17 protein-coding genes are annotated in these 16403 nt (G+C 72.0%); 11 read left to right on the top strand and 6 right to left on the bottom strand.

What is annotated here, in order from left to right:
• Positions 1-8: 8 nt before the first annotated feature.
• A complete protein-coding gene (locus ACFU95_RS44400; RefSeq protein ID WP_383841292.1) occupies positions 9-572 on the bottom strand; it encodes a hemerythrin domain-containing protein in 564 nt (187 codons plus the stop codon).
• A 181-nt stretch (positions 573-753) separates the two neighbouring features.
• Here ACFU95_RS44400 and ACFU95_RS44405 point away from each other — a divergent pair, with 181 nt between their 5' ends.
• The gene (locus ACFU95_RS44405; protein WP_383841295.1) at positions 754-1533 is read left to right on the top strand and encodes an SDR family NAD(P)-dependent oxidoreductase; all 780 of its coding nucleotides are present in this window, start codon (positions 754-756) and stop codon (positions 1531-1533) included.
• 20 nt (positions 1534-1553) lie between these two features.
• On the opposite strand, the gene ACFU95_RS44410 is transcribed toward ACFU95_RS44405, so the two are convergent.
• Complete coding sequence (locus ACFU95_RS44410; RefSeq protein ID WP_383841298.1) at positions 1554-2126, bottom strand: GNAT family N-acetyltransferase; 573 nt, start codon at positions 2124-2126, stop codon at positions 1554-1556.
• Positions 2127-2223: 97 nt separating this feature from the next.
• On the opposite strand from ACFU95_RS44410, the gene ACFU95_RS44415 reads away from it, so the two are divergent.
• Positions 2224-2658 carry a PPC domain-containing DNA-binding protein gene (locus ACFU95_RS44415; RefSeq protein WP_383841301.1) on the top strand — a complete coding sequence of 145 codons (435 nt, stop codon included), beginning with the start codon at positions 2224-2226 and terminating at the stop codon, positions 2656-2658.
• A 47-nt stretch (positions 2659-2705) separates the two neighbouring features.
• Here the strand turns inward: ACFU95_RS44415 and ACFU95_RS44420 are convergent, their stop codons facing one another.
• Positions 2706-3359: a phosphoribosyltransferase gene (locus ACFU95_RS44420; protein WP_383841304.1), complete on the bottom strand. Its 654-nt coding sequence runs from the start codon at positions 3357-3359 to the stop codon at positions 2706-2708.
• A 160-nt stretch (positions 3360-3519) separates the two neighbouring features.
• On the opposite strand from ACFU95_RS44420, the gene ACFU95_RS44425 reads away from it, so the two are divergent.
• Together ACFU95_RS44425 and ACFU95_RS44430 are read left to right on the top strand one after the other, a co-directional pair.
• Complete coding sequence (locus ACFU95_RS44425) at positions 3520-3972, top strand: YbhB/YbcL family Raf kinase inhibitor-like protein (protein ID WP_383841307.1); 453 nt, start codon at positions 3520-3522, stop codon at positions 3970-3972.
• Between the two features lie 79 nt (positions 3973-4051).
• Positions 4052-4291, top strand: a complete 240-nt coding sequence (locus tag ACFU95_RS44430) for a hypothetical protein (protein ID WP_383841310.1) — start codon at positions 4052-4054, stop codon at positions 4289-4291.
• A 116-nt stretch (positions 4292-4407) separates the two neighbouring features.
• Here ACFU95_RS44430 and ACFU95_RS44435 read toward each other — a convergent pair whose 3' ends face one another.
• On the bottom strand, positions 4408-7317 hold the full coding sequence (locus ACFU95_RS44435) for a glycosyl hydrolase 115 family protein (RefSeq protein WP_383841341.1): 2910 nt from the start codon (positions 7315-7317) through the stop codon (positions 4408-4410).
• A 319-nt stretch (positions 7318-7636) separates the two neighbouring features.
• On the opposite strand from ACFU95_RS44435, the gene ACFU95_RS44440 reads away from it, so the two are divergent.
• Positions 7637-8290 carry a phosphoribosyltransferase gene (locus ACFU95_RS44440; RefSeq protein ID WP_383841313.1) on the top strand — a complete coding sequence of 218 codons (654 nt, stop codon included), beginning with the start codon at positions 7637-7639 and terminating at the stop codon, positions 8288-8290.
• Between the two features lie 21 nt (positions 8291-8311).
• On the opposite strand, the gene ACFU95_RS44445 is transcribed toward ACFU95_RS44440, so the two are convergent.
• Complete coding sequence (locus ACFU95_RS44445) at positions 8312-9433, bottom strand: CapA family protein (RefSeq protein WP_383841316.1); 1122 nt, start codon at positions 9431-9433, stop codon at positions 8312-8314.
• 132 nt (positions 9434-9565) lie between these two features.
• Between ACFU95_RS44445 and ACFU95_RS44450 the strand changes: the two genes are divergently transcribed.
• The gene (locus ACFU95_RS44450) at positions 9566-10978 is read left to right on the top strand and encodes an RtcB family protein (protein WP_383841319.1); all 1413 of its coding nucleotides are present in this window, start codon (positions 9566-9568) and stop codon (positions 10976-10978) included.
• Between the two features lie 48 nt (positions 10979-11026).
• Here ACFU95_RS44450 and ACFU95_RS44455 read toward each other — a convergent pair whose 3' ends face one another.
• Complete coding sequence (locus ACFU95_RS44455; protein ID WP_383841322.1) at positions 11027-11482, bottom strand: archease; 456 nt, start codon at positions 11480-11482, stop codon at positions 11027-11029.
• A gap of 230 nt (positions 11483-11712) precedes the next feature.
• Here ACFU95_RS44455 and ACFU95_RS44460 point away from each other — a divergent pair, with 230 nt between their 5' ends.
• The 5 genes from ACFU95_RS44460 (at position 11713) to ppk2 (ending at position 16222) form a co-directional block, all read left to right on the top strand.
• Positions 11713-13050, top strand: a complete 1338-nt coding sequence (locus tag ACFU95_RS44460; protein WP_383841325.1) for a gluconate:H+ symporter — start codon at positions 11713-11715, stop codon at positions 13048-13050.
• Positions 13051-13098: 48 nt separating this feature from the next.
• Complete coding sequence (locus ACFU95_RS44465) at positions 13099-14427, top strand: enolase C-terminal domain-like protein (protein WP_383841328.1); 1329 nt, start codon at positions 13099-13101, stop codon at positions 14425-14427.
• Positions 14428-14467: 40 nt separating this feature from the next.
• On the top strand, positions 14468-14932 hold the full coding sequence (locus tag ACFU95_RS44470) for an SRPBCC domain-containing protein (RefSeq protein ID WP_383841330.1): 465 nt from the start codon (positions 14468-14470) through the stop codon (positions 14930-14932).
• A gap of 113 nt (positions 14933-15045) precedes the next feature.
• The gene (locus tag ACFU95_RS44475) at positions 15046-15261 is read left to right on the top strand and encodes a hypothetical protein (RefSeq protein WP_383841333.1); all 216 of its coding nucleotides are present in this window, start codon (positions 15046-15048) and stop codon (positions 15259-15261) included.
• Positions 15262-15331: 70 nt separating this feature from the next.
• Positions 15332-16222, top strand: coding sequence for a polyphosphate kinase 2 (gene ppk2 / locus ACFU95_RS44480; RefSeq protein ID WP_383841336.1), 891 nt, complete (start codon positions 15332-15334; stop codon positions 16220-16222).
• Positions 16223-16403 lie beyond the last annotated feature (181 nt).

The raw sequence follows: 16403 nt of genomic DNA on the forward strand, positions 1-16403 counted from the left end.
TACGCCGGTCAGTCCTTCTTGCCGCGTCCCGTCAGCGCGTCGCGCAGGCGGTCGACCAGGCCGGCGCCCGGTGCCAGCAGCTTGTTGGCCGGTGGCTTGTCCGGGGCGTACGGGTGGGGGCGGGTCGGAGCCAGCTTCTTGGCCTGACGCACCTTGTCGCCCAGGGTGTCGAGCGCCTCCGGGGGACAGCCCGCGCGCAGATTCGGGAAGAGGTTCTGCTCCTCGTCGGCGATGTGCGAGCGGACCTCCGTCATCAGCATCCCGATGAGCCGGTCGAACTCGGGATCGCCGGCGTCGCACCCCTCCAGGTCCTTCATGATGCGCTCGGCCTTGGAATGATCGTCGATCTCCCTGTCGGCGATGGCGTCCCCGCCCGCCACATGCTCCCGCACGGCCGGGTACAGGTACATCTCCTCGGCGACCGAGTGCCGCACCAGCTCCATCGTGACCTGGTCGGCGACCAGCTTGCGATCCTTGTCGCCGTGCGGAAGCGCCTCGATCCGGCCGAACATCTCCTCCACCTCGCGGTGATCGGTCACCAGCTCGTCGATGACGTTCCCACCATGGCCCATGGTCTCCACCTCCAGAACGGGCGGCGGCCCGGACGGACCCACCGCGGGCTCCGAGTGCCCGCGCGTGACGGGCTCACACGAAGGGCGGCGGACAGGACGGGCGGGCAGTGAGCGCCCGTACCGGTCCGAGGCGACGCGACCCGAGCGCTCTCGCCGGGGGCGTGCCGCCTAGGCTGCCGGCATGGTCTCGCAGGCATACCTCTCCGAACTGTTCTCGCTGGAAGGCCGGGTCGCCGTGGTGACCGGTGGCAGTTCCGGCATCGGTCGCGCCATCGCCGAGGCGCTCGCCCGCGCGGGTGCGGGCGTCGTGGTCGTGGCCCGCGGGGAGGCGGAGCTGGCCGCGACGGCCGGCGACCTTCAGGCGCGGGGCTGCCGGGCGGCCTGGGTCAGCGCCGACCTCGGCACGCGCGACGGCGTGCGGGCGGCGGCCGAGGGCGCGGTCGAGGCATTCGGCGAGCCCGACATCCTCGTCAACTGCGCCGGGATCAATCTGCGCCCGCCGCTCGGCGAGCTGGGCGAGGACGTCTGGGACACCACGATGGCCGTGAACCTCGAAGCGCCCCATCTGCTGGGGCAGCGGTTCGGGCCCGGCATGGCCGAGCGAGGCTTCGGACGGATCATCCACATCACCTCCCAGCAGGCGCACCGGGCGTTCGTCCAGAGCGGCGCCTACGGCGTCTCCAAGGGCGCACTGGAGTCGCTGGCCCGCTCACAGGCCGAGGCATTCTCGCCGTACGGCGTCACCTGCAACACGCTCGTGCCGGGCTTCGTCATGACGCCTCTCAACTCCCGTCTGTCGTCAGACCCCGAGAAGGTGGCGGCACTCGCCGCCCGCACGATGGTCGGGCGCAACGGCCTGGCCGAGGACTTCGCCGGCGCGGCGGTCTTCCTCGCGAGCCGCGCCTCCGCGTACGTCACCGGGCAGTCGATCTTCGTGGACGGCGGCTTCTCGGTGCACTGAGCCCGGCGCGGGCGCACAGGTCAGCGCAGATCGAGCCGCATCAGGATCCGGGGATGACCGGCCAGTACGGAGGTCGTGTCGGCGGCGTGGACGAAGCCGGCCCGTTCGAAGTTCTTCCGCAGCCCGGCGTACGCCATCGTCTGGTCGACCCGGGCGTCACCGTTGTCGAGGGGGTAGGCCTCGATCACCGGTGCACCGCTCTCCCGCGCGAACTCGACCGCTCCGGCGATGAGGGCGTGCGTGATCCCCTGCTTGCGATGGCCGGGGCGGACGCGGATGCACCACAGGGACCACACCGGCAGGTCGTCGACGTGCGGGATCTTGCGGTTGCGCGCGAAGGACGTGGCCGAGCGCGGTGCCACGGCCGCCCAGCCGACCGGCTCGTCACTGTCGTAGGCGATCACTCCCGGAGGAGGATCGGCGCGGCACAGTCCGGCGACGTACTCGCCGCGGGCCGGCCCCCGCAGTTCGTTGTTCAGCTTGGACGGGATCCGATGGCTCAGGCACCAACAGACGTTCGCCCCGGGTGACTTCGGGCCGACCAGCGCACGGACGTCCTCGAAGACCGAGGCGGGACGGACTTCTATGGCCATGGCACCACCATGTCATGGCGTACGGACGGGCGCCGGGCGTCGCCGCGACGACGGCCCTGGTCGTGTCGCCGGAGGCGGTGCGGGTACCCGGGCGGGCATGAAGTGGCAACAGGTGCAGGATTCCCCGGAGTCGGTGTACGTCCTGGTGCTCGCGCCCGGTGAGGACGCCCTCGCCGAGATCACCGGCTTCGCACGGGAACAGGCCCTGGGCGCGTCCCAGGTGACCGCCGTGGGCGCCTTCTCCCGGGCTGTGGTGGGGTGGTTCGACCGCGAGGCCAAGGACTATCGCCGCATCGGCGTCGACGAGCAGTGCGAGGTCCTGTCCCTCCTCGGGGACATCGCCATCGGCGGGGACGGACCGACCGCGCACCTGCACGCCGTGCTGGGACTGTCGGACGGGACGACGCGCGGAGGGCATCTGCTGGAGGGGCGGGTGTGGCCGACGCTGGAGGTGATCGTGCGGGACAGCCCCGCGGTCCTGGCGAAGATCCACCGCCCCGACCTCGGTCTCGCGCTGATCGATCCGGAGTGACGACGCGCTCCGGAGTGACTACGCGAAAGGCCGGTTCCCCGGGCCGGTCACGCCGTGGCGTAGAACGCGTGCAGTGTCTCGGCGGCCCGCGTCTCGGAGAGCCGGCCGAAGTCCTCGTACCACTCACCGACCGTGTGGAGGGACGGCGGCTGTGCCAGGCACAGGAGGTCGTCGCACTCGGGGCGGATCGCGGCCGTCGTGCGCGGGCTGCCGACGGGTACGGCCAGGACCAGTCGCGCCGGGCCGTGGCGGCGCAGGAAGCGCAGGGCCGCGGTGGCGGTCAGGCCCGTGGTCAGGCCGTCGTCGACGACCACGATCGTGCGGCCGTGGAGGGACGGCAGGGGGCGGCGGCCGCGGTAGACGTACTCGTGGCGGTGCAGCTCGTTGCGTTCGCGGGCGACGACGTCGCCGAGCCGGTCCTCGGACAGGTGCATCATGGCGAGGCTCTGCCGGTCGTACAGCGGCGGATCGTCGGCGACGATCGCTCCGATCGGCGTCTCAGGCCGGATCGGAGTGCTGATCTCACGGGCCAGCAGCACGTCCAGCGGGGCGTGCAGGGCGCGGGCCGCCTCCGCGGCGACGGGCACGCCACCGGGCGGCAGGGCCAGCACCAGCAGATCGGTCACGTCAACGGAGTCGGCCCACTCGACCAGCCGCGGGGCGAGTTCTTGTCCGGCGTGGGTGCGGTCGCGGAATGCCATGGCGCTCCTCCCTCCCGCGTCCCTTCCGTGAAGATCGACGCAGGCGCCGAGTTCCCGGCGGGCGCGGGGCGAAACGGGGCTCGGCCGCCACCGGCCCGGCTCCCGCACCCCGTGTCCGGCACCGCGTGTGGCCCGCCCCCGGGTGGGTACTGCGGCGCCCATGAGCGACATCGAACTCAGGAGCTCCGCGTTCCACGATCATGAGATGATCCCGCGTCGCCACGCCCTGGAGGGCGAGAACCTCTCCCCGCCGCTGGCCTGGTCCGGAGTGCCGGACGGGGCGGCGGAGCTGGCCCTGCTGTGCGAGGACCCGGACGCGCCGTCGGGCACCTTCGTGCACTGGCTGGTCACCGGCATCGATCCGCACGCGGAGGGGCTCCCGGCCGGGCGGACGACCCCGGGCAGCCACCCGCACACCAACGGCTACGGGGAGTCGGGGTGGGGCGGCCCGCTCCCGCCGGTCGGCGACGACGCGCACCGGTACTACTTCCGGCTGTACGCCCTTGCGGGCCCCGTCTCCATCCCGGAAGCGCCCACGGCGGTAGAGGCCCACCGCGTGCTGGACGAACGGCAACTGGCCAGCGGAACCCTAGTCGGGCTGTACCGACGCTGAGCGCGCTCCTTGGCCGGTCGGGCCGATCCGGCCGGTACGCCGGGCTGCGTACCGGCCGCGCAGAGCGCATGGTGGTGTCATGAGCACGCGTCCCCCCGTGGTGGTGCTCCCGCCGGCGTCGGACGGCGGGCGTCAGGTGACGATCGGCGGCGAGCCGACCGGCACCGCGTACAGCCTGTTCGACGTGCTGGACCTGGTGCACCGCGCGGGCCTGCCCGGCGAGGACCGGGCCGTCGACGACCCCGAGCTGATCGAGTGGCGCGGCGGCGGACCGTACGACTGGACCGCCCCGGAACCGCCGGATACGCCGAACGGGTGAACCATCCGGGCGCCACCGACCTCACGAGCCAGTCCTCCGGTGTCCGCCCGGTCCGCAGCTCGGGCGTCGGCGGCGCTGGACCGTCCAGCAGGGCCGGGGACCCGTCACGCCGGGGCTCAGTACGGCCGCGGACCCGCCGCCCGCTCCGGGTCGGGGTTGAACTCCGCGTGGTAGCTCTCCGGCGGCGCCAGATAGCTGACGGGCAGCCCGCCGGTGTCGATGACGATCTGGTCCACGGCGATGCCCGGGTCGACCATGAAGATCCGCAGAACATGCTCACCCGGCTCGTCCACCGTCACCCGGGCGGTCAGCTTCTCGACGCCGTCCTCGACGTTGCGGGCCCAGGCGTCGCCCCGGTTGCCGGTGGCGACGGCCTGGCCCGCGAGGACCGTGGCCGGCTGTTCGTCGAGTGCGACCGCCAGCCGGCGGTGGCCGCGCTCGTCGAGGGACGGCAACCGGAAGACGGTGACCGGGAAGGTGCCGGCGCTGTCGAAGCGCACCCGGTACCTCAGCTCCGGCGCCAGGCGGGCGAAGTCGGCGGTGACCGGTGCGGCCGTCGACGGCACCGCCTCCAGGGCTCCCGTACGGCGGCCCAGTCCGCGCACCTCACGCCAGTGCGCCCCGCCGCGGGCCACCCGGCGCTCGGTGTGCACGGCGTCGATCGAGACGTACCCGTGGGCCGGCACGAACCCGCGTGCCCGGCGCCGCGCCCGCGCACCCTCGTGGACCACCCGCAACGGCACCTCGATCCGCTGACCGGCCCCGCTGACGGCGACCGTGGCGTCGTCGTACGTCCCCTCGGGCAGCCGTGCCCAGTCGATCTCCACCCACAGCCGCGTCTGGTCGGTGAGCGAGCCTTCCGCCGAGCTCAGCAGCACCCATGGGCGGCTCGCCTCGGCCGTCCAGTCGAGCGGCAGGAAGCCGGTGTTGAAGACGTCGAGGAAGCGTCTGTCCCGGGTGTAGGAGGAGAAGGAAAGCGGGCGGTCCGTCCCGGTGGCGTTCCCCTCGGCCGCCACGCCCAGTCCCGAGGTCTCCTGCCGGGCGATCCGGGTGACGGCCGGGCGGCCCGGGGCCTTCGGGATCTGGGAGGGGTACGGGTTGACGATCCCGTCCCATTTCCCGCCCGCCACCTCGGTGTTGTACCGCTTGGTGAGCGCCGCCTCCTCGGCGTGGGCCGCCTCGGCCAGGTCGGCGAAGCGGTTGGTCCCGGCCCCGCGTCCCTGCCGGACCGCGAGCGCGTTACGGTCGGCCCAGTAGTACTTCAGGTTCATCAGGTACGCGCCGTGCACCGGGTATTCGACCAGTTCGAAGAAGGCGTCCCGGTACTGCTCGGGCACCTTGGCGCCCACCGCGCGCGCCCGCGCCAGGAGCCGCTCGTACGCGTCCATCCGGCGGCCCGCCTCGTCGCCGTGGTGGATCACGGAGAACACCCCGGGGTCGATGAACTCCGGGCGCCGCTCCGCCGCGAGCCGGTAGTACTCGGTGCGGATGGCGGCGATCTCCCGGCCGTACCGCCGGCCGAACTGCCGCCCCGACCACTCGGCCAGGAAGTCGCCCACGTCGTCGGCGTCCCACCGGTCCACGTCCCAGGCCATGTCGAGGGAGAAGGACAGACCGGTCTCGATCGACTTGACGTCGCCGACGTTGAAGATCCACATCCGGTCGGCACCGTGCTCGTACACCCGCCGCAACTCCTGCCAGACCTTGGCGAGTTGTGTGGTGTCCAGCCACAGATAGCTCTTCGGGCGGCCCCAGTAGGACAGGTGGTAGTAGATGCCGTTGCCGCCGGCCCGGCCCCGCTCGGCGTCGTTCGGCAGCTGGCGCATGTTGCCGTGGTTGTCGTCCGGCCAGATCAGCGTGACGTCGTCGGGGACCCGGACGCCCGCGTTGTACAGCTCCAGGACCTCCTTGTACGGGATGAAGATCTGCGGCTCGGCGGCCGTACCGACCTCCTCGGCCAGGATCCGGCGCTGGTCGGCGATGATGTCGTTCATCACCACGACCTTCTCCGGGACGGTGGTGGCGTACTTCGTCTCCAGCGCGCTGTCGTGCAGCCCGCGCATCCCGATCGTCCAGCTGCTCTCGTACGACGCGTTCTGCTTCGCCCGGGCCCTCCAGTAGTCGGAGATGACGGCCGGGTTCACGGTGTAGTCGTACACGGGCAGGGTGCCGTCGGGGCCGGGGTGCTCCTTGGCCCACGGCTCCCACTCGTGCACGCCGTTGCGCAGCAGGGCTTCGGGGTGGCTGGAGCCGACGACGATGCCGTAGCGCTCGGCCAGTTCGGGGTTCTCGCGGTGCTTGTTGAAGAAGTCGGAGTACGGATGCATGGCCGGCCAGAGGTAGTTGGCCTTGAGGCGGAGCAGCAGCTCGAAGACGCGCTTGTAGGTCTCGGGGCCGATGTTCTTGTCCGGCTCCTGGGTACGGTGCGACCAGGTGGTCAGGTTCTGCTCGTCGTTGATGAAGACGCCCCGGTAACGCACCGACGGCTCGTACCGCTTGAGCGGGCCCGCGGGCACCGTCACGGTGTCCCGTCGGGGCACGGGGACGTCGGCCCACCAGTACCAGGGGGAGACGCCGATGCGCTCCGAGGTGTCGTAGATGCCGTAGACCGTGCCGCGCCGGTCGCTGCCCGCGATCACCAGAGCCCGCTCGACCCCGGGCAGCGGCCGCTCCACGACCTGCGTCACGGACGCCTCCCAGCGCCCCTCGACACGCGAGACGTCCAGGCGCCCCTGGGCGACCAGCCGGTCGACGACCGGGCTGGCGCCCAGCGTGCCCACGAGGACCAGGCCCGCCGCCGTCTCCGGCAGTGTGTGCCGCAGCACCGGCCGGACCCCGCTGACCCGTTCGACGTCCGCCTGGAGGTCACCGGCCGCGCGGATCACGGCGGCGTCGTCCGCCGCGTCGACGTACAGCTCGACGGCGGTGCCGCCCCGGGCCAGCGGGAAGTCGGGCCGGTCCGACGCGGCCCGCGCGCGTGCGGGCAGGACGGCGGGCAGCAGCGGGGCGGCTCCGACGGCGGCCATGCCGCGCAGGAAGGACTTGCGGCTCCACGGCTGGGACGGGAGGGGGCGGGGGCGGGGGGTGTCCTGGTGCGGCACGTGACGCTTCCTTTCCGCGCATGACGGGAGTGCATGACCGACGGGGGTGGGGCGACGGGACTACCTGAGCGTGGCGTGCGGGCCATCATTGGCATGGGCAGGCTAGAAAGCGCTTGCCATCGGGCACCCTAGGCCAGGCCCGGCCGAGAAGGCCAGACCCCTGCGACGTGTCGGGCAGACGAGTCCCGTGGTGTGTCCGGTACCGGTGGGTGGGGTACGCGGCGATCGACGGAAGGGGAAGCCCATGCGGTTCCGTGACCGTGAGGAGGCCGGGCGGGAGCTGGCGGAGCAGCTGCGCATCCGGCGGGACAAGGGCACCCTTCCGCATCCCGTGGTCCTCGCGCTGCCCCGGGGCGGCGTGGCGGTGGCCCGGGAGATCGCCGCGACGTTGCGGGCCCCGCTGGACGTGCTCGTCGTGCGCAAGATCGGGGCCCCGTTCCACGAGGAGTTCGGGGTGGGTGCGCTCGCGGGCGACGCCCCTCCGCTGTTCGACGAACAGACGTTGTTCCGGCTGGGGTTGAGCGAGGCCGACCTGGCGGCGGTGGTGGAGCGGGAGCGCAAGGAGCTGCGGCGCCGCGAGGAGCGCTACCGACAGGGGCGGCCGCCGCCACGCCTGCGCGACCGTACGGCCGTCGTCGTCGACGACGGCGTCGCCACCGGCTCGACCGCACGCGTCGCCCTGCGTGCCGTACGCGGCCAGGACCCCGGGCGTCTGGTCCTGGCCGTGCCGGTGTGCGCACCGGAGACGGCCGAGGAACTGCGGCGGCTGGTCGACGATTTCGTCTGTCTGCACCAGCCGCGGCTGTTCAGCTCGGTCGGGGAGTGGTACGAGGACTTCGGCCAGCTGACCGACGCCGATGTGCTGGCGGCGTTGAGCGGTGGGGGAGAGTCACGCTGAGGGAGCCGGGCGGCCGGTGGTTCAAGGGGTCGCCGCGGCGGGCCCGCGCAGGGCGAGCGCCCCGTCCGTGCCCAGGGTGAGGTGGGCGCCGTGGCTGATGCGGTCGAGGGTCGTGTGCAGCCAGGCGCGGTCCTCGGGCGGGGCGCTCTCCAGGCGCATGCGGCGGGCGATGAGGGGCACCATGCGCAGGTCGGTGAGCTCGCCGGTGTCGGCCGCCAGTGTCACGAAGTAGGCGATGCGGAGGTCGTCGCGGTACTGCTCGTAGCCGGGAATGCCCTCGTAGTCGTCGATGAAGTCGCCGCAGCCGTGCAGGACCAGCCGGCCGCGGTGGACCTCGACGGGGCGGGGATGGTGCGAGGAGTGGCCGTGGACGACGTCGGCGCCGCCGTCCACCAGGGCGTGCGCGAAGCGGCGTTGGTCCCGGGGGACGAGGTAGCCCCAGTTGGATCCCCAGTGCACGGACACGACCACGAGGTCGCCGGACCGCTTCACCCGCCGTATGCGCCGGACCGCGGCGGCGGCCGTGGCGGCCGTCAGTTCGGGCACGTAGGCGACACCGGAGAGGTCCGCCGTCGCCGCCCAGCCCGCGGGGACGCCGCTGGTACGGGCGCCGAGGGCGAAGACCAGCACCCGACCGCCGTGGGGAAGCGGGAGTGCCACGGGGGCGTACGCCTCCGCGGCGCCGTGCCCCGCGCCCGCCGTCCGCAGACCCGCGCCGTGCAGGACGTCGAGCGTCTCCTCCAAACCGGCGCGGCCGAAGTCCCGGACATGGTTGTTGGCCAGGACGCAGACATCGGGCCGGGCCACCCCGAGGGCGGGCAGATTGGCCGGATGCATGCGGTAGTGGACCGCCTTGCCGGGCTCGAACGCCGCACTGCGCGTGATGGACGTCTCCAGATTGACGATCCGGACGTCCGGGGCACGCGCCTCCAGCACCGCCAGCGCCTCACCCCACGGCCAGGACGGGTCGACGGGGGCCGGGATCGGACCGTTCACCGACTCCGCCATGCTCACGTAGGAGCGGGCGTCCGTGACGTACCCCTCCCGCAGCACCGGGTCGCCGGGCCGGGCCAGGATCTGGTCGACGCCGCGTCCGAGCATCACGTCACCGCAGACGAACAGCGTGACCGTGCCGCCGCTCATGTCTCAACGGTACGGGGTGTCACGGGCTGTGCGGGGGGATGGCTGCCGCGATACGGCCCGCCCCGCGCGGGTACCCCGCATCTGCGACGCCGGGCGCCGGACCCGTGCCCGGCCGAGGTGCGGGAGGCCGTCATGGAACTGGTCGAGGAAGCCCCCCACCGCTTCCGTATCGATCCGCACGGGCCGATGCGGGTGCCGGGCGTGGTGTTCGCGTCGCGGGGGCTCCTGCGGGACGCCGAGAAGTCGCTGGAGCAGGTGGTCAACGTGGCCACGCTGCCGGGCATCGTCGGCGCCTCGTACGCCATGCCCGACATCCACTGGGGCTACGGCTTCCCCATCGGCGGGGTCGCCGCGACCGACGTGGCCGGCGGCGGGGTCGTCTCGCCCGGCGGGGTCGGGTTCGACATCTCCTGCGGCGTACGGCTGCTCACCGCCGACACCGACCGCGAGGGGCTGGAGCCGGCGCTGTCCGCCGTGATGGACGGCCTGGACCGGGCGATCCCGCGCGGCGCCGGCCCTGGCGGGGTGTGGCACCTGACCGGCACCGCGCAGCTGGAGCGGATCCTGCGGGGCGGCTCCCGGTACGCGGTCGCGGAGGGCCACGGCGAGGAGCGCGACCTGATCCGCTGCGAGGACGGCGGGGCGGTCGCCGACGCCGACGTGGACCAGGTGAGCGCCCGGGCGAGGGAGCGTGGGCTCGGGCAGGTCGGGAGCCTCGGGTCGGCCAACCACTTCCTGGAGGTGCAGCGCGTCGACGAGGTGTACGACGAGAGAGCCGCCGCCGCGTTCGGGCTCACCGTCGGCCAGGTGTGCGTGATGATCCACTGCGGCTCCCGCGGGCTCGGCCACCAGATCTGCACCGATCACGTCCGGCTGATGGACCGTGCGATGGCCCGCTACGGCATCAAGGTCCCCGACCGCCAACTGGCCTGCACGCCGGTCGACTCACCCGAGGGACAGCGGTATCTCGGCGCGATGGCGGCCGCCGCCAACTACGGCCGCGCCAACCGCCAGTTGCTCTCCGACGCGGCCCGCGGCGTCTTCCGCCGTGCCGCGGGAACCCGGCTGTCCCTGGTGTACGACGTCTCCCACAACCTCGCCAAGATCGAGCCCCACCCGGTGGCCGGCGCCCGCCGCACTCTGTGCGTCCACCGCAAGGGCGCGACCCGCGCCTTCCCGCCCGGCCATCCTGAGCTGCCCGACGATCTGCGCGAGGTCGGCCAGCCGGTGCTGATCCCCGGGACGATGGGCACCGCCTCGTACGTCCTGGTCGGGGTGGCGGGCGGGGGCGCGTTCTTCTCCACCTGCCACGGCGCGGGCCGCCTCCTCAGCCGCCACCGGGCCGCCCGTGCGGTGGGCGGCCGGGAGGTACGGGCCCGGCTGGAGGCGGCGGGCATCGCGGTACGCCCGCGTTCGCTGCGCGGTCTGTCCGAGGAGATGCCCGAGGCGTACAAGGACGTGAGCGAGGTGGTGGCCGCGAGCGAGGGCGCGGGACTGTGCCGGACGGTGGCCCGGCTGGTGCCGTTGGGGGTGGTCAAGGGCTGAGGGGTCTCGCCTGGTCCCTCCGGCTCGACCCCTTCACCTCACCCCTTCTCACACGTCCACCGTCACCGCGCACGACCACCCGTACGGATCCGGCCCGATGTGCAGCCCGTGCCAGGAGACGCCCTTCGGTGTGGCGCCGGTGACCTCCACGTCCCCCAGCTCGGCGAGCGCGAGCCGGACGTCGAGGTCGCCGTCCGTGGTGTCGGCCTCCAGGTCCACCGGCACCCGGCCGTCCACGTCGAGGCGGAAGACGACCTCGTCGAGGAGGGCGGTCAGCAGGTCCTCGTCGCTGTGCTCGGCGAGCCGTATCCGCTCCATCGAGGTGGGCCGCACCGCCGTGACGTCGGCGAAGCACTCGACCATGCCCAGCGCGGCCTCCACCAGGCAGCGTTCCCGGCTCACGCCCCACGCCTCGATCCGCACGTCGGCCGTGTGCGGCACCGCCCGGTGGCCGCTTCCGCCACGCCGCCGGGTCTGGATGTCGTCGTCCGTGTCACCGACCATCGGCACCACCTGATCCGCTTCCGAGTCGTCTCTCCAGCAGGGTGCTACACGGACACGGGTACCCGCGACCGGGGACGACGCACCGCGGCCGTCGAACGAGCCGCGCACACCCATTGACCTTGACCATCCATGAACATAATCTCCGTCCTCATATGTAGATGACGTCTTCATCTGAGGACTCCGTTCAGCGGGGTGAACATAGCGGCCGGCGTTCAAAGGAGAACTGACATATGCCGCTCGTGGTGGTCGGGATCAGTGTTCTGGTCCTGCTCGTCCTGATGACCAAGCTCCGGCTGAACGGCTTCGCCGCCCTGCTCCTGGTGGCGGTGGGCGTCGGCCTGGTTCAGGGGATCGGGCTGGAGAAGATCCCGGACGTACTCGCCGAGGGCATCGGCGACCAGATCGGCGACACCATGCTCACCATCGGGCTCGGCGCCATGGTCGGCCGGGTGATGGGGGACTCCGGCGCCGCCCAGCGGATAGCCGGCCGCCTCCTCGATGTGTGCGGGCCGCGCTGGGTGCAGGTGGCCATGGTGCTCACGGCCATGCTCATCGGCGTGACGATGTTCTACGAGGTGGCCTTCGTCATCATCGTGCCGATCGCCTTCACCCTCGTCCGGGTCACCCGGGCGAACCTGCTGTGGGTGGGGCTGCCCATGTCGATCGCCCTGTCCACCATGCACAGCTTCCTGCCGCCGCACCCCGGCCCCACCGCGGTGGCCGCCACCTTCCACGCGTCCGTCGGACTCACCCTGTTCTACGGCCTGTTCATCGCCGTCCCCGTAGGCGCGTTCATCGCCCTGCTGTGGCCGCGCCTCCCCTTCGTCCGGGCGATGAACCCCGCCATCCCCAAGGGCCTGGTGAGCGAACGGGTCTTCGAGGACGAGGAGATGCCGGGCCTCGGCTGGTCGCTGTCCGTCGCCCTGCTGCCCGTGGTGCTGATCGCCGGCGCCGCGGTGACGGATCTGGCCGCTTCCGGCGACAACGGCCCCCTGCACTTCATCGCCTTCATCGGCTCCGCGCCGATCGCCCTGCTGCTCACCCTGCTCGTGGCGATCTGGGCGTTCGGCCCGCGCGTCGGCCGCAGCCTGGCCGAGGTCGGCGCCTCGTGCAAGGAGGCCGCCCAGGCGATGGCGATGATCCTGCTCGTCATCGGCGCGGGCGGTGCCTTCAAGAACGTCCTCGTCGAGGGCGGCATATCCGACTACATCAAGGACGTCACCGACGGCTGGTCGATCTCCCCGATCGTCCTGGCCTGGCTGATCGCCGTCATCCTCCGCGTCGCCCTGGGATCCGCGACCGTCGCCGTCGTCACCGCCTCCGGCGTGGCGCTGCCCCTGCTCGCGGGCAGCGGCGTCCACCCCGAGGTGATGGTGCTCGCCGTCTCCTGCGGCTCGATCGCCTTCTCCCACGTCAACGACCCGGGCTTCTGGATGTTCAAGGAGTACTTCAACCTCTCGGTCCTGGACGCCATCAAGGCCCGTACGACCTACACGACGGTCCTCGCGATCCTGGGCCTGGGCGGTGTACTCGTCCTGGAACAGGTACTGGACGCCCTCGGCGTCTGACCCCGCTCGACCACCCGCCCCCTCCACGAGAAACGGCACCCGCCAGACATGAGCCAGCCCGTCGTCACCCGCTTCTCCGTCTATCCGGTCGCCGGCCGCGACTCGATGCTCCTCAACCTCTCCGGAGCCCACGCCCCGTACTTCACCCGCAACGTCGTCGTCCTGGAGGACTCCGAGGGCCGCACCGGCCTGGGCGAGGTGCCCGGCGGGGAGAAGATCACCCAGACCCTGCGCGACGCCGAACACCTCGTCGTCGGCGCCCGCGTCGGCGACCACAACCGAGTCCTGCGCACGATCGAGGCGACCTTCGCCGACCGCGACCCGGGCGGTCGCGGCGCCCAGACCTTCGACCAGCGCACGACGGTGCACGCGATCACCGCCGTCGAGTCCGCGCTCCTCGACCTGCTCGGTCAGCACCTCGAAGTCCCGGTCGCCGCCCTGCTCGGCGACGGCCAACAGCGCGACGCCGTACGGGTGCTCGGCTACCTGTTCTACGTCGGCGACCCGGACCGCACCGACCTGGACTACGTCCGCGACCCCGACCCCGCCGTCGAGTGGTACCGCATCCGGCACGAGGAGGCACTGACCCCCGAGGCGATCGTCCGACAGGCCGAGGCCGCCTACGACCACTACGGCTTCCGCGACTTCAAGCTCAAGGGCGGAGTCCTGCCGGGCGCGGAGGAGGTCGAGGCCGTGCGGGCGCTCAAGGACCGCTTCCCCGAGGCGCGCGTCACCCTCGACCCCAACGGCGCCTGGTCCCTGCGCGAGGCCGTGGAGCTGTGCCGCCCCCTCGTCGGCACGCTCGCCTACGCCGAGGACCCCTGCGGGGCGGAAGGGGGCTACTCGGGCCGGGAGATCCTCGCGGAGTTCCGCCGGGCCACCGGGCTGCCCACGGCGACCAACATGATCGCCACCGACTGGCGCCAGCTGACCCACGCCCTGGCCCTGCAGTCGGTGTCCATCCCGCTCGCCGACCCGCACTTCTGGACCATGCGGGGCTCGGTGCGCGTAGCCCAGCTGTGCCACGCGATGGGGCTGACCTGGGGCTGCCACTCCAACAACCACTTCGACATCTCCCTGGCGATGATGGCCCACTGCGGAGCGGCCGCCCCCGGTGAGTACAACGCCCTGGACACGCACTGGATCTGGCAGGAGGGCCGGGAGCGGCTCACCGTCGAACCGCCCAGGATCATGGGCGGCGAGGTCGCCGTACCGCAGGCCCCCGGACTGGGAGTCCGCCCGGACATGGACCGAATCCTCGCCGCGCACGAGCTGTACCGGGACAAGGCGCTGTCGGGCCGGGACGACGCCCTCGGCATGCGGTACCTGGTCGACGGCTGGACCTTCGATCCGAAGCGGCCCTGCCTCGTGCGCTGAGCCGGCGGCCGTGCCGCGCCCCGGCCCCTATCGTGGGGCCATGTACGCGACGCGGGTCTCCCGGCATGTGAACGCCTCACGCGCGGCCGTCTACCGGGCCCTGCTGGACGCGGACGCCGTCGGGAAGTGGCGGGTGCCGGACGGCATGACCGGGCGGGTGCACGAGTTCGAGGGACGGGAGGGCGGGGCGTTCCGGGTCTCGCTCACCTACGACGTGCCGACCGGCACCGGGAAGTCGGACGCGCACACCGACACCTACCACGGTCACTTCGTGAAGCTCGTGCCGGACGAGCAGGTCGTGGAGGAGGTCGAGTTCGAGACCGACGATCCCGCCCTGCGCGGCACGATGACGATGACCACGACGCTCACCGAGTCCGACGGCGGCACGGACGTGCTGGTCGTGCACGAGGGGATCCCCGACGTCGTGCCCGCCGCGGACAACGAGACGGGCACGCGCATGGCGCTGGCCAACCTCGCCCGGCTCGTCGAGGCCGCGGCACGGTGACCCCGGTGCCGCGCCGACCCCGTCGGGGAAACGGTCGGGCCGGGTTCGGCAACCTCGGAGGGTTCCGCGGCGACTGACGGCAAAGGGGCTACGTCGTCATCAGCGACCTCCGGGTGATCGGGCCGGGCACGGCCATCGCCGGCGTCAACGCCAACTACGGCGACACCGCGACGCTTTCGGGCGTGACGATCACCGGCGACAGCGGCCGGGGCATCGACGTCTGCGCCCGCTTCGTGGGCGACGACAGCGGGGACGAGCCGAGCGCGACCGGCAGCGGGCCGGACGGCACGCACTGCCGCTACCGCGTGTCCGACATCACCTACCCCTGACGCCGTGCATTACGTGATCTTTGCCTGGGGTTCGCCGCGCGTACGAAAGCGCTCGCTTCCATGCGTGTGTATGGACACCGAACTGCTGTCAGGGCTGCGCGTCGACTACACCGACCAGGACGACCCCGTACTGATCCGGCCGGACGGCAGCCCCGTGGACACCTGGCGGGAGAACTACCCGTACGAGCAGCGCATGGAGCGCCCGGAGTACGAGTGGCACAAGCGGCTCCAGCAGATCGAACTGCTGAAGCTCCAGAGCTGGATCAAGGAGACCGGCCGCCGTCTCGTCGTCGTCTTCGAGGGGCGGGACGCGGCCGGCAAAGGCGGCACGATCAAGCGCTTCACCGAGCACCTCAACCCGCGCGGCGCCCGGGTGGTGGCACTGGAGAAGCCGACCGAACGTGAGCGCGGGCAGTGGTACTTCCAGCGGTACGTCGAGCATCTGCCGACCGCCGGGGAGATCGTGATGTTCGACCGGTCCTGGTACAACCGGGCCGGCGTGGAGCGCGTGATGGGCTTCTGCACGGACGACGAGTACCGGCGTTTCATGCGGCAGGCCCCGGCCTTCGAACGGATGCTGGTGGACGACGGGGTCGACCTGGTCAAGTTCTGGTTCTCGGTGTCCCAGGGCGAGCAGCGCACCCGGTTCACCATCCGCCAGGTCGACCCCGTACGGCAGTGGAAGCTCAGCCCCATGGACCTGGCGTCGCTGGACCGCTGGGAGGACTACACCGCCGCCAAGGTCGCCATGTTCCGCGAGACGGACACCGAGCACGCGCCCTGGACGGTGGTGAAGAGCAACGACAAGAAGCGGGCCCGCGTCGAGGCCATGCGCAGTGTGCTGGCCCGCTTCGACTACTCCGACAAGGACGAGGAGGTCGTCGGCGCCCCCGACCCCCGGATCATCGGCGCGGCCGCGGGCCTGCTGGAGGCGGGGGAGGACGACTCCGAGCTGCCCTAACTTGATCTTTAACGTCCGGCGTCGAATGGTCCGTCGAACTTGATCACTCGGTTCGGTAACTGCCGTACACGAATGCGGCCTTCGGCTGAATATGTGCTCCGACCAAGGAACACACACATTCAGCACGAAGGCCGTGAAGATGAGTCTGCTGCATCACGACGTCCGGCGAGAGCCGTTGGCG

Source organism: Streptomyces sp. NPDC057623 (assembly GCF_042800355.1).
Taxonomy (GTDB): Bacteria; Actinomycetota; Actinomycetes; order Streptomycetales; family Streptomycetaceae; genus Streptomyces.